The 11,982-nt window shown below is 72.5% G+C and carries 14 protein-coding genes; all 14 read right to left on the bottom strand.

Translation table 11 applies throughout. The features are described from left to right. Nucleotides 1–28: 28 nt before the first annotated feature. Nucleotides 29–424: a preprotein translocase subunit YajC gene (yajC, locus tag ACRYCC_RS32325; RefSeq protein WP_433817540.1), complete on the bottom strand. Its 396-nt coding sequence runs from the start codon at nt 422–424 to the stop codon at nt 29–31. Between the two features lie 217 nt (nt 425–641). After that, a complete protein-coding gene (gene ruvB / locus ACRYCC_RS32320; RefSeq protein WP_433817539.1) occupies nt 642–1,709 on the bottom strand; it encodes a Holliday junction branch migration DNA helicase RuvB in 1,068 nt (355 codons plus the stop codon). A 67-nt stretch (nt 1,710–1,776) separates the two neighbouring features. Beyond that, entirely contained in the window at nt 1,777–2,391 is a 615-nt protein-coding gene (gene ruvA / locus ACRYCC_RS32315) for a Holliday junction branch migration protein RuvA (protein WP_433817538.1), read from the bottom strand. Beyond that, on the bottom strand, nt 2,388–2,963 hold the full coding sequence (gene ruvC / locus ACRYCC_RS32310) for a crossover junction endodeoxyribonuclease RuvC (RefSeq protein WP_433817537.1): 576 nt from the start codon (nt 2,961–2,963) through the stop codon (nt 2,388–2,390). Before ruvC ends, ruvA begins: the two co-directional genes overlap by 4 nt. A 126-nt stretch (nt 2,964–3,089) precedes the next feature. Beyond that, nucleotides 3,090–3,839: a YebC/PmpR family DNA-binding transcriptional regulator gene (locus tag ACRYCC_RS32305; RefSeq protein ID WP_433817536.1), complete on the bottom strand. Its 750-nt coding sequence runs from the start codon at nt 3,837–3,839 to the stop codon at nt 3,090–3,092. A 30-nt stretch (nt 3,840–3,869) separates the two neighbouring features. Continuing rightward, nucleotides 3,870–4,469, bottom strand: coding sequence for a pyridoxal 5'-phosphate synthase glutaminase subunit PdxT (gene pdxT, locus ACRYCC_RS32300; RefSeq protein ID WP_433817535.1), 600 nt, complete (start codon nt 4,467–4,469; stop codon nt 3,870–3,872). A 51-nt stretch (nt 4,470–4,520) separates the two neighbouring features. Continuing rightward, nucleotides 4,521–5,774 (bottom strand): glycosyltransferase 87 family protein, encoded by a 1,254-nt coding sequence (locus tag ACRYCC_RS32295; protein ID WP_433817534.1) that lies wholly within the window; start codon nt 5,772–5,774, stop codon nt 4,521–4,523. Between the two features lie 68 nt (nt 5,775–5,842). Beyond that, nucleotides 5,843–6,457 carry a DUF6928 family protein gene (locus tag ACRYCC_RS32290; protein WP_433817533.1) on the bottom strand — a complete coding sequence of 205 codons (615 nt, stop codon included), beginning with the start codon at nt 6,455–6,457 and terminating at the stop codon, nt 5,843–5,845. A gap of 131 nt (nt 6,458–6,588) precedes the next feature. After that, nucleotides 6,589–7,509 carry a pyridoxal 5'-phosphate synthase lyase subunit PdxS gene (gene pdxS / locus ACRYCC_RS32285; protein ID WP_433817532.1) on the bottom strand — a complete coding sequence of 307 codons (921 nt, stop codon included), beginning with the start codon at nt 7,507–7,509 and terminating at the stop codon, nt 6,589–6,591. A 119-nt stretch (nt 7,510–7,628) separates the two neighbouring features. Further along, entirely contained in the window at nt 7,629–8,633 is a 1,005-nt protein-coding gene (locus tag ACRYCC_RS32280) for a DUF3048 domain-containing protein (RefSeq protein WP_433817531.1), read from the bottom strand. Between the two features lie 131 nt (nt 8,634–8,764). Next, nucleotides 8,765–9,292 carry a hypothetical protein gene (locus ACRYCC_RS32275; RefSeq protein ID WP_433817530.1) on the bottom strand — a complete coding sequence of 176 codons (528 nt, stop codon included), beginning with the start codon at nt 9,290–9,292 and terminating at the stop codon, nt 8,765–8,767. Nucleotides 9,293–9,306: 14 nt separating this feature from the next. Then, nucleotides 9,307–10,467, bottom strand: coding sequence for a glycosyltransferase family 4 protein (locus tag ACRYCC_RS32270; protein ID WP_433817529.1), 1,161 nt, complete (start codon nt 10,465–10,467; stop codon nt 9,307–9,309). After that, on the bottom strand, nt 10,464–11,360 hold the full coding sequence (locus tag ACRYCC_RS32265; protein WP_433817528.1) for a phosphatidylinositol mannoside acyltransferase: 897 nt from the start codon (nt 11,358–11,360) through the stop codon (nt 10,464–10,466). Before ACRYCC_RS32265 ends, ACRYCC_RS32270 begins: the two co-directional genes overlap by 4 nt. After that, nucleotides 11,357–11,974 carry a phosphatidylinositol phosphate synthase gene (pgsA, locus tag ACRYCC_RS32260; RefSeq protein WP_433817527.1) on the bottom strand — a complete coding sequence of 206 codons (618 nt, stop codon included), beginning with the start codon at nt 11,972–11,974 and terminating at the stop codon, nt 11,357–11,359. The genes ACRYCC_RS32265 and pgsA overlap by 4 nt, the downstream gene beginning before the upstream one ends. Between the last annotated feature and the right edge of the window lie 8 nt (nt 11,975–11,982).

The following is an 11,982-nucleotide window of genomic DNA, read 5'->3' as shown; positions in this document are numbered from 1 at the left end:
CGGCTCGGCGTCGGGCCGAGGGCCTCTCCTATGCCTTGTCGGTGTTGTCTGTCTTGTCGTCGGACTTCGCGAGCGACGGCGGGGCGGCGGTCTTGGGCTCGACGTCCTCCGCCTGAGCCGTGGGCTCGTCGTCCTCGGTCTCCTCGTCGGCGTCCTCGTCGTCGACGTCCTCGGTCTCCTCCGGGAGGACACGCATGATCGCCTGCGCGACGAACTGCGCCTCGACGCCCGGCGCGATCTCGAGCACCACCCCGTCGTCGTTGACCTCGACGACCGTCGCGTACATGCCGCTGGTCGTGACGACCCGGGTGCCGGGCTCCAGGTTCTTCTGCATCTGCAACTGCTGGCGCTGCCTGTTGCGCTGCGGCCGGATCAGGAAGAAATAGAACGCGCCGACGATGACGATCAGAGGCAGGAAGGTCATGAGGGGGTTGCCCCCGCCCTTCGAGTCTGCCGCAAGAATGAGAATATTGCCCTGCACGGGGGCACCCTTCCACTGTGTTATGTCCGGCTCTATGCCGGGCTGTCGTCGCGTGGTCTGCCGACGGCAGTATTAAGTGACCAAGCCCCGGAGTTTAGGGAGTAATCCAAACACCGGCAACGACGTGACGACTCAGCGCGCCGGGAAGTTCCCGACGGGCTCAACCGGAGTCCTCGCCGGGAACATCGAACAGCGTACCCGCCGGCGACGGCGGCATCACCTGCGGAGGCTGGGTGAGTCCCAGGTGGTCCCAGGCCGCCGGTGTGGCGATCCGCCCGCGGGGCGTGCGGGCCAGCAGGCCCTGCCGGACCAGGAACGGCTCGGCCACCACCTCCACCGTCTCGGGTTCCTCCCCCACCGAGACCGCGAGGGTGGACAGCCCCACGGGGCCGCCGCCGAACTTGCGCAGCAGCGCGCCGAGCACCGCCCGGTCCAGCCGGTCCAGGCCCCGGTCGTCGACCTCGTAGAGGGCGAGCGCCGCCCGAGCGAGGTCACGGGTGACGATCCCGTCCGCGCGGACCTCGGCGTAGTCCCGGACGCGGCGCAGCAGGCGGTTGGCGATCCGCGGTGTCCCCCGGGACCGGCGCGCGACCTCGACGGCGCCCTCGTCCTGGACCTCGACGCCCAGCAGCCCGGCCGACCTGCGGACGATGATCTCCAGCTCCGCGGGCTCGTAGAAGTCCATGTGGGCGGTGAAGCCGAACCGGTCGCGCAGCGGGCCGGGCAGCATCCCCGCGCGGGTCGTCGCCCCGACCATGGTGAAGGGCGCGATGTCGAGCGGGATCGCGGTGGCCCCCGGGCCCTTGCCGACCACCACGTCGACCCGGAAGTCCTCCATCGCGACGTAGAGCATCTCCTCCGCGGGGCGCGCCATCCGGTGGATCTCGTCGATGAACAGCACCTCCCCCTCGGACAGGGTGGAGAGCACCGCGGCGAGATCACCGGCCCGCTCGATGGCCGGGCCGGAGGTGATCCGCAGCGGCCGGCCCAGCTCCGCCGCGATGATCATCGCCATCGTGGTCTTGCCGAGCCCGGGACCACCGGCCAGCAGCACGTGGTCGGGCGGCCGGTTGCGCAGCAGGGCGCTGTGCAGCACCAGCGCCAGCTGCTCGCGCACCCGCTCCTGGCCGATGAAGTCGTCCAGCCGCTTGGGCCGCAGCGCCGCGTCGATGGCCTGGTCCTCGACGTCCGGCAGCGGCGAGACCAGCCGCTCCTCGGGAGAACTCACCCCGCGCCCCCTCCGTGATCATGCGATCGTTCGTCGACCGATCGCATGATCACGCTGGTGAGGCGGGTCATGAGGGGCTCAGTTTCTTGAGCGCGGCCCGGAGCAGGGTGGCGATCGGCGGCACCTCGGTGCCGCCCTGCAGGGCGAGATCGGCGGCGACGGCGTCCACCGCCGCGTCGGCGTCCCTGGCGGTCCAGCCGAGGTTGATCAGACCGGCGTGCACCTGGTCGCGCCAGGCGGCGGTACGGGCGGGCGCGGCCGGGCCGGTGCCCTCGCCGACCGGGCCGCCGAGCCGGTCCTTGAGCTCCAGCACGAGCCGCTGCGCGCCCTTACGGCCGATCCCGGAGACCTTCATCAGCGCGTTGAGGTCCTCGGCGGCCACCGCCCGGCGCAGCCCGTCGGGGGTGTGCGTCGCCAGCACGGCCAGCGCCAGCCGGGGGCCGATGCCGCTGGCGGTCTGCAGCAGCTCGAAGACCGCGCGCTCGTCCTCGTCGGCGAACCCGTACAGGGTCAGCGAGTCCTCCCGCACGATCAGCGAGGTCGGCACGTGCGCCGGGTCCCCCACCCGCAGGGTGGCCAGGGTCGCGGGGGTGCACTGCACCGACAGGCCCACCCCGCCCACGTCGAGCACGGCCCCGTCGACCCCGGCCGAGGCGACCTTCCCGCTCACGAACGCGATCACAGTTTCGTACCTCCTCGTGGCACCGCCGGCGCGCCCGGAGCCCGGCCGCCCGGGGGCGTCCGCTGCGCGGCCAGGCTCGCCGCGGCCAGCTTGGCCTGGGCGCCCCCGCGCCAGACGTGGCAGATGGCCAGTGCCAGCGCGTCCGCGGCGTCGGCGGGCCGGGGCGCGGCGTCGAGCCGCAGCAGCCGGGTCACCATCATCGTCACCTGGGCCTTGTCCGCGCGCCCGTTGCCGGTGACCGCGGCCTTGGCCTCACTCGGGGTGTGCAGCGCGACGGGCAGTCCCCGGCGCGCCGCGCAGACGATCGCGACCGCGCCGGCCTGGGCGGTGCCCATCACGGTGCGGACGTTGTGCTGGGCGAACACCCGCTCGACGGCCACCGCGTCAGGGCGCACGGCGTCCAGGATCTCCTCCAGGCCGCGCTCCAGCTCGACCAGCCGGGTGCCGATGTCGTCGTCCGGGCTGGTCCTGATCACGCCGACGCGGACCAGCGTCAGCGGCTTGCCGGGCGATCCGTCGACCACGCCGACGCCGCACCTGGTGAGCCCGGGGTCCACGCCCAGCACCCGCACGGCCCACTCCTTCGATCATGTGTTCGGCCTGCAGGTTATCCAGCTCCGCCCGCGCGGTCTCCTACCGCCCCGGCGTGTCGCACCACGGCGTTCCGGGCCCGGTGCGGCGGGCGGCCCGGCCCAGGGCTAGTCCAGGGCGGCCAGGACCTCGTCGCTGACGTCGAAGTTGGCGTAGACGTCCTGGACGTCGTCGGAGTCCTCGAGCGCCTCGAGCAGCCGGAAGACCTTCTTGGCGCTGTCCTCGTCCAGCGGCACGGTCACGCTGGGCAGCCAGTTGGAGTCGGCGGAGTCGTAGTCGATGCCGGCCTCCTGCAGCGCGGTCCGGACCGCCAGCATGTCCCCGGCCTCGCTGATGATCTCGAAGGACTCGCCCAGGTCGGTGACCTCCTCGGCGCCCGCGTCCAGGACGGCCATCATGACCTCGTCCTCGGAGGTGCCCTCCTTGGGGACGATCACGACGCCCTTGCGCGTGAACAGGTACGACACCGAGCCCGGGTCGGCCATGTTGCCGCCGTTGCGGGTCATGGCGGTGCGGACCTCGGAGGCGGCGCGGTTGCGGTTGTCGGTGAGGCACTCGACGAGCACCGCGACGCCGCCGGGGCCGTAGCCCTCGTAGGTGATGTTCTGCCAGTCGGCGCCGCCGGCCTCTTCTCCGCCGCCGCGCTTGCGGGCCCGCTCGATGTTGTCCATCGGCACGGAGTTCTTCTTCGCCTTCTGGATGGCGTCGAACAGCGTCGGGTTGCCGTCCGGGTCACCGCCGCCGGTGCGCGCGGCCACCTCGATGTTCTTGATCAGCTTGGCGAAGAGCTTGCCGCGCTTGGCGTCGACGGCGGCCTTCTTGTGCTTGGTCGTCGCCCATTTGGAATGGCCGGACATCTGTTCATCCTCCTGCTCCGGGGCCCGACCTCACACCGAGTCGCCCACCAGATCGACAAAGTAGCGATGCACGCGGAAGTCACCCGTCAGTTCGGGGTGGAAGGCCGTCGCCATCAGGCGGCCCTGACGGACCGCGACGATCCTACCGGCGGCCTCGCCCGACTGGACGCGGCCGAGCACCTCGACCTCGTCGCCGATCGCCTCCACCCAGGGTGCGCGGATGAAAACCGCGTGGTAGGGCCCGCCGAGCAGGTCCACCTCGCTCTCGAAGGAGTCCACCTGCCGGCCGAAGGCGTTACGCCGGACGAGCACGTCCAGGCCGCCGATGGTCTCCTGTCCCGCGACGCCGTCCCGCACCCGGTCGGCGAGCATGATCATACCGGCGCAGGAGCCGTACGCGGGCATCCCCGCCTCGATCCGCTTGCGCATCGGGTCGAGCAGGTCGAAGGTGCGGGCCAGCTTCCACATCGTGGTGGACTCGCCGCCCGGGATCACCAGGGCCTGGACCCGCTCCAGCTCCTCGGGTCGGCGCACCGCCAGCGTGGCGGCGCCGCACGCCTCCAGCGCGCGCAGATGCTCGCGTACGTCGCCTTGCAGGGCGAGGACACCGATCGTGGGCACAGTGGACACGTCAAAGACCAACCCTTGCAGCCGGGGGACGCTATCAGCGTAGATGTTGTCTCAACGCTCCGGGAACGTCGCGATCTTCCCGTCCGGCCGGAACCGAGGGCCCGGCGTCCCGGCGGGCCGCGGGCACGGCCCGCCGCGCAGCCGCAGGATCGCCAGCACCGTGGCGGCCACCAGCAGCAGGTTGCGGGCGGCCAGGACGCCCACTCCGGCCGGGTACCCCTTCGCAATGCTCTTCCACAGCAGCGGGAACTCCACATGGGACAGCAGGGCGGCCGCCAGGATCAGCGCGACCGCCGCACGCTGCCGGGTGGACACCCGGGTGAGGCAGACGGCGCCGACGCCGAGCAGCCAGCTGAGGTACTGCGGCGACAGCACCCGGCTGGTCACCACGGCCGCGAGGGTGACCGCCAGCGCGACGTCACAGGCGAAGACCGGGTCCCAGTCCGCGGCCGGCCGGCGCCGGGCGATGACCGCGATGACCGCGAGCGCGACCACCGTGAGCGTCAGGCACACCGTGGCGGCGGCCGGCACGCCGGTGCCGACGAGTTCCCGGGATCCGTACCGTGGCCGGGTGGTCACCCCCATCCAGCCGAGCACCCGCGCGACGTGGAACGGCGTGGCCGCCACGGACTCCATCTGCAGGCCCCGGCCCTGCTGCCCGGCGAGGAAGCCCCAGCCGCCGCCGCCCAGCGCGGCCGCGGCCGCCAGGCCCGCTCCGGCCGCCGCCGCGAACGCCGTCAGCGCGCGTACGCCCCCGCGGCCGCGCGGCAGGCCCAGCAGGAGGAACACCGGCCAGACCTTGAGCATCGCGCCCACGCCCGTCAGCGTCCCGAACGTGCCCATCCGGGGCAGCGCGAGCAGCGCCGCCACCGCCGCCAGGACCACCACCAGGTCGTAGCGGGCGTAGCAGAACGGCCCGAGCAGGAACATCCCGGCCACCCACGTCCAGGCGCCGGCCGGCGATCCCCCGGCGCGCAGCAGCAGGACGAGGACCAGCGCGTCCACCAGCACCATCAGGAACACGAACGTGGCCAGGTAGTCCCGCCCGGACAGCCGGGGCAGCAGCATCACCGCCCCGGCCAGCGGCGGATACTGCCACCGGGGGTCGTCGGCCGGGAAGGAGCCCGCGGCGAGGACCCGGGCCCAGTGCCGGTAGAGGCGCACGTCACCGGCCGCCGGCTTGAGCAGCTGGAACGACACCAGCTTCAGGAGCGCGGCCGCGTACAGGCCCCTGGTGACCGCCCAGACCCCCCAGAGCAGGATGATCCCCCGCCGGCGGGAGCGGCCGTCCGTCCGCGCGAGCATGCGTCGGACATTACGTCGCCGCAGGTCATCCGGCCGTCAGCGGCGCGGCTGGGAACTGCCAGGAAGGGTCAGCAGAGCTTGAACCGGCGCAGCGGCAGCTCCAGCGGGAGGAAGCCGTCGTCGCCGCGCTCGGCCAGGCCGCGGCCGAACATGTGGGCCCGGACCAGCGACAGGCCGAACTCCTCCTGGTCGAACGGGAGCGGGACGTCGCCCGCGGCGCCGTCGATCTCGGCCCAGTAGGGCAGCTCGGCCGGGAGCCGGTCGCCCTGGTCGACGACCACACCGTCCTCGGCGGTGACGAAGACGTCGCGGAGCATCCGGCCGCCGTCGTACCAGCGGAACCAGCAGCCGGAGATCACGCTGTGCAGCACGAGCACCCCGCAGCGGGCGCCGGGCAGCACCCGGGCCACCGTGTCGGCCACCCTGCGGGCGTCGTCGTCCAGGCAGAACAGCCGGCGATCGCAGACGATCAGCGCGTCGCCGTAGGACCCCACGAAGAGCTCGTCCTCGTAGGGCCACAGGGCGAAGTCGAGCACCGTGTCACCGGTCTCGACCACCGTGGCCGCCGGGTACAGCCCCCGGGCCAGCTCGGACGCCGCGCGGGGATCCGAGCTGAGCCCGGGCCCGAAGGCCTGTCCCGGTTCACCAACGCTCGCGCAGGCCAGCGCGACCGACCAACCCATGCTCGTCCCCTCTCGCGGCCGCCCGCCCTGGGTGCGTGAACGCCCCGACAGCCGCGCGGACCAGCGTAACCCGCACACCGGTTCGTGAGGAGAGGAGGGCGAGGATTGACCCTGGTTCGCCGGACCGCGGCTCACCAGCCGCGCGTGGCATAACGCTCGGAAGGCGGTAGCAGCTCGACGTTGAGGCCGACCATGGCCTCGCCGAGACCGCGCGAGACCTTGGCGATGACCTCGGGGTCGTCGTAGAAGGTGGTGGCCTTGACGATGGCCTCGGCGCGCTGCGCCGGGTTGCCGGACTTGAAGATGCCGGATCCGACGAAGACGCCCTCGGCGCCGAGCTGCATCATCATGGCGGCGTCGGCCGGGGTGGCCAGGCCGCCGGCGGTGAAGAGCACGACCGGGAGCCGGCCCGCCTCTGCGACCTCCTTGACGACGTCGTACGGGGCGCGCAGCTCCTTAGCGGCGACGAAGAGCTCCGCCTCGTCCAGGGTGGTGAGCCGCTTGATGTCGGCGCGGATCTGGCGCATGTGCCGGGTGGCCTCGACGACGTTGCCGGTGCCGGCCTCGCCCTTGGAGCGGATCATCGCCGCGCCCTCGGCGATGCGGCGCAGCGCCTCGCCGAGGTTGGTGGCGCCGCACACGAACGGCACGGTGAACGGCCACTTGTCGATGTGGTGCGCCTCGTCGGCGGGGGTCAGCACCTCGGACTCGTCGATGTAGTCGACGCCGAGGGCCTGCAGCACCTGGGCCTCCACGAAGTGGCCGATCCGGGCCTTGGCCATGACCGGGATGGAGACCGCCTCGATGATGCCGTCGATCATGTCCGGGTCGCTCATCCGGGCGACACCGCCCTCGACCCGGATGTCGGCGGGGACGCGCTCGAGCGCCATGACGGCGACGGCGCCGGCGTCCTCGGCGATTTTCGCCTGCTCGGGGGTCACGACGTCCATGATCACGCCGCCCTTGAGCATCTCCGCCATGCCCCGCTTCACACGGGCGGTGCCCGTGGCGGGGGTGGCGTTCTCGGCGGGGGCGGGACTGAGAGAGGACACGGGTTTACCTCACGTGAGCGGACGTATCTGTCCCTTCCATGATATTGCCTGGTTCCTCCCCCAGCCGACGCAGCAAGGTGTCAAGGCCGGGGCCCCGAACCTGCCACTGTGTACAACCGTCAGGGGATCCGGGGCTTCCCGTCGTTGACGAGGACCACCCAGACCTGGCCGGGGGCGAACGTCATCGGCGCGCCGTCCTTGGTGGTGAAGGTGGTGCCCCGGCTCTCCGAGGGACGCGACCAGGTGGTGTCGTAGGCCTTGCCGTCCCGGAGCACGAGCGCCTTCCCGGTGCCCGTCGTGTGGATCAGCGGGGTGTAGCTGCCCAGGAAGTCGTGGAACCGCGAGCGCTCGGTCTTGGCGTACTGGATCACCACGGTCTGGCCGCCCAGCACCCCGCCCTCGACGGCGGTGTTGCGGACCCCCCCGTGCGCGGACAGCCAGCGCTTCTCCTTCGCCGACCAGGTGAACTTCATGGTCTCGGCGGGCCACTTCGCGGTGAAGCTCTTCATCGGCCGGCCGCCCGCCGGGGCGGCGCCGAACCGGAACCCGATGTCGCGCGGGCCGGTCGCCTTGGGGGCCTGCTTGAGCAGCGCCTTGGGGCTGGTGAACAGGTTGTAGGGCGCCGACCGGCCGCCCACCCGGAAGTAGGAGCCGCCGCCGTTGTCCTGCGAGATGTCGTAGAGCGGGGCCCGCCGGATGTAGGGCTTCATCTTGCTCTGCACACCCGAGAAGGCGAACGCCGGCTTGCCGAACTGGCGCAGGATGTGCAGGTCCGAGATGCGGGCGCTGCGGACCGGGCCCAGCCTGGGCGGGATCTTGGACGAGAAGACGGCCATGATCCGGGTCTCCCCGCCCTCGACCTGCTCGACGTAGACGATGTCGGCGGACCGCAGCCCTTGCTGCGGATGCGCCGGGCGGGTGTTGTCGATCTTGACGGCCAGCACGGGATTGGTGAGCCCGGTGCTCCCCCCGGTGAAGGGGTGGGTGGTCGGCGCCGTCGGGGTCGGTGTCCCGGCGGGCGCGGTGGGGGTACCCGGCGCGACCGGCGGCTCCGCCTTCTTCGAGGCGCCTCCGCAGGCGGCCGACGCTCCGGCCAGCACGGCGATCCCCAGCACAGCGGTCACACGGCGTGACAGAATCCGCACCTATTCTCCCTTTCTCCGGGAACAAGCGCAGAGACTAGCCGAACCTCACAAATCAGACTGGGGACAAGACGATTCCGATCCCGGGCCGGGCGCAGACGATGCGGAGACGATCAGGTCTTGGGAGGGACGTCGTCGATCTCGAAGAACTCCGGCAGCGGAGCCCGGCCGGCCAGCGGCAGCACCCGGGCGAGCAGCTTGCGCCGGGCGCTCCTGATCGCCGCGACCGCGTCGTTGTAGAAGCGCCGGGCGAAGGTGACCTTCTGCGCGGCCGCCTCCAGCTCGGCCAGCAGCGCCAGCCCGTCGCCGTGCGCCTGGTCCGCGGACAGCGCCCCGCGGAAGCCCGGCTGTTCCACGACCGCGCGCAGCGCCCGCGACAGGTCGCTCTCGGCGAACTCACGCCGCTCGCTGTCGGCGGTACGGGCCTCGTGCGCGGCGGTGGCGAGCACCAGGCTGGTGGCCGGGTCGAGCAGCCGGGACGCGGCCATCTCCAGGGCGACGGCGGCCCGGCGCACCAGCACGGCGTCCAGCGCCGCCCGCGCGGTCTCCACCCGGACGTGCAGCCGGTCCAGCCGGGAGGCGCGCCACGAGATGTACATGCCCGCGACGACGAGGACCGCCAGGACCAGGACCGCGTCCATCAGCCACCCCGGCATCACGCACCGACGCCGGACTCGACGACCCCGGCGGTGCCGACGACCACGGTCTCGTAGACCCGGACGACGTCGCGGGCCACCCTGGACCAGTCGTAGGCGCGCACCGCGGTGCGCGCCTCGGCGGACAGCTGCTTGCGGCGGGACGGGTCGTCCAGCAGCTCGCCGGCGGCCCGCGCCAGCGCCGCGGCGTCGCCCACCGGGAAGACCGCCCCGGCCCGGCCGTACAGCAGCACCCGGCGGAAGGCCTCGATGTCGCTGGCCAAAATTGGCGCGCCGGCCGACATCGCCTCGGTCAGCACGATCCCGAAGCTCTCCCCGCCCAGGTTGGGCGCCACGAACACGTCCACCGAGTGATAGGCGCGGATCTTGTCCTCATCGCTGACGAGGCCGAGGATCACGATGCGGTCGCGCAGCTCCGGGGAGACGCGGGAGAGCACGTCGTCGGCGTCGCCCGGCCCGGCCAGCAGGAGCCGCAGTCCCGGCCGCTCCCGGCCCAGCGTCTCGAAGGCGCGCAGCAGCACCGGCAGGCCCTTGCGGGGCTCGTCCATCCGCCCGAGGAAGCCCAGCGCCCCGCCGTCCGCGCCGTAGGACCGCTCGGTCCGGCCGGACCAGCCCGGCAGCGGGTCGGCCATGGCGTACCGCTCGGTGGCCACCCCGTTGGGGATGAGCACGGCGTCGCCGCCCAGATGCTCGACCAGGGTGTTGCGGGCGGCCTCGGACACGGCGATCCGGCCGGTGACCTTCTCCAGGGCGCTCTGCAGGATGGGGGCGGTCACCGAGACCATCCGGGACCGCTCGTAGGAGGCGTGGAAGGTGCCGACGATGGGGCCGTCGGCGGCCCAGCAGGCCAGCAGGCCCAGCGACGGCGCGGCGGGCTCGTGCACGTGCAGCACGTCGAAGTCGCCCTCCCGGATCCAGCGCCGCACCCGGCCGGCCGACAGGAACCCGAAGGCCAGCCGCGCCACGGATCCGTTGTAGGGGACCGGGACCGCGCGCCCGGCGGAGACGGCGTAGTAGGGCAGCGGGGCGTCGTCGTCGGCGGGCGTGATGACCGACACCTCGTGGCCGGTGGCGAGCAGGGCCTCGGCCAGGTCGCGCACGTGCTGCTGGACACCGCCGGGGACGTTCCAGGTGTACGGGCACACGATCCCGATCTTCACAGGTCTTCCACCCACACCCGTTGCAGCATGTGCCAGTCCTCGGGGTGGGCGGCGATCCCCTCTTCGAAGGCACGGGCGAGCTCTTGGGTCATCGCGGCGATCTTTTCCTGCCGGGTGCCGTCCTCGGGCACGGGGATCTCCTCGTGAACTCGGGCACCCCACCCCTTTCCTTCGTACCACAAGGTGACCGGCATCAGGGCCGCTCCGGTCTGCAGGGCCAGCGCCGCCGGTCCCCCGGGCAGCCGGGCGGGCCGGCCGAAGAACCCGACCTCGACCCCGGTGCCGCTGAGGTCGCGGTCCGCGACCAGGCAGACCGGGCGCGCGGTGCGGAGCCGGCGGGCGAGCGTGCCGAACACCGTGGCGTCGGAACCGGTCAGCGGCAGCACCTCCATGCCCAGGCCCCGGCGGAAGGCCACGAAGCGCTCGAACAGCGACTCCGGCTTGAGCCGTTCCTGGACGGTGGTGAAGGGGTAGCCGCTGTAGACCAGCCAGGCGCCGGCCTGCTCGTAGTTGCCCATGTGCGGCAGCGCGACGACGGCGCCCCGGCCGGAGTCGAGGGTGGCGAAGAGCTTCTCGTGGCCGGTGATGTTCATCCCGGTGAGGATCTGCTCGCGGCCCATCTCGGGCAGCCGGAAGACCTCCAGCCAGTAGCGCAGGTAGGACCGCATGACCCGTTTGCTGAGCGCCCGGATCTCGTCGTCGGGGGCGTCCTTGCCCAGGACCCGGCACAGGTTCTTCTCCAGCTGCCGGACCCCCCGGCCACGGCGCCGCCAGGTCCGGTCGGCGATCGCCGCGAAGACCCGGCCGGTGATCTCCTCGGGCAGCTTGCGGACGACCGTCCAGCCGAGGGCGTACGCGGCGCCGACGAGATCGGCCTTTCCGGGGGCCCTCATACCTGGGCCCGCTTACGGGCGGCGGCCTGCTTGTGCACGACGGCGAAGCGCTGCACGACGGTGACCGTGCTGGCGACGGCGAGCAGCACCAGCGCGGCGGGCAGGGCGTAGGGCACGCCGAGCCCGTCCAGCCCGGCGCCGACCAGGGCCACGACCAGCCGCTCGCTGCGCTCGGCGATCCCGACGTTGCAGGTGTACCCCAGGCCCTCGGCGCGCGCCTTGGCGTACGACACGATGCCCCCGGTGACCAGGCAGTACAGGGCCAGCGCGGCGAGGGGCACGCTGTCGCCCCCGCCCGCGTACCACAGCACGAGGCCGGAGAAGATCGCGCCGTCGGCGACCCGGTCCATGGTGGAGTCCATGAAGGCGCCCCAGGCGCTGCCGGTGCCGGCGACCCGGGCCACCGCGCCGTCCAGCATGTCGAAGAGCACGAACGCCGTGATGACGATCGTGCCCCAGAAGAGCTCGCCACGGGGGAAGAAGGCCAGCGCCCCGGCGACCACGCCGACGGTGCCCACCACGGTGATCATGTTGGGCGTCACCCCCCGGCCGGCCAGCGTCCGGGCGATCGGCGTGAGAACGCGCGACAGGGCGGGCCGCAAACGGTTGAGCATCGCCGTCC

The sequence above is a fragment of the Actinomadura scrupuli genome, assembly GCF_050971785.1.
GTDB lineage: Bacteria > Actinomycetota > Actinomycetes > Streptosporangiales > Streptosporangiaceae > Actinomadura_E > Actinomadura_E scrupuli.
Note: the sequence above shows the minus strand (reverse complement) of the source record. Positions and strands in the feature narration are given on the sequence as shown.

What these genes read in the sequence shown, in the direction of transcription:
- yajC (WP_433817540.1), bottom strand. Translation starts at nt 424, where the DNA reads ATGACCTTCCTGCCTCTGATCGTCATCGTCGGCGCGTTCTATTTCTTC.
- ACRYCC_RS32305 (WP_433817536.1), bottom strand. Translation starts at nt 3,839, where the DNA reads ATGTCCGGCCATTCCAAATGGGCGACGACCAAGCACAAGAAGGCCGCC.
- ACRYCC_RS32295 (WP_433817534.1), bottom strand. Translation starts at nt 5,774, where the DNA reads ATGCTCGCGCGGACGGACGGCCGCTCCCGCCGGCGGGGGATCATCCTG.
- ACRYCC_RS32290 (WP_433817533.1), bottom strand. Translation starts at nt 6,457, where the DNA reads ATGGGTTGGTCGGTCGCGCTGGCCTGCGCGAGCGTTGGTGAACCGGGA.
- ACRYCC_RS32275 (WP_433817530.1), bottom strand. Translation starts at nt 9,292, where the DNA reads ATGGACGCGGTCCTGGTCCTGGCGGTCCTCGTCGTCGCGGGCATGTAC.
- ACRYCC_RS32265 (WP_433817528.1), bottom strand. Translation starts at nt 11,360, where the DNA reads ATGAGGGCCCCCGGAAAGGCCGATCTCGTCGGCGCCGCGTACGCCCTC.
- pgsA (WP_433817527.1), bottom strand. Translation starts at nt 11,974, where the DNA reads ATGCTCAACCGTTTGCGGCCCGCCCTGTCGCGCGTTCTCACGCCGATC.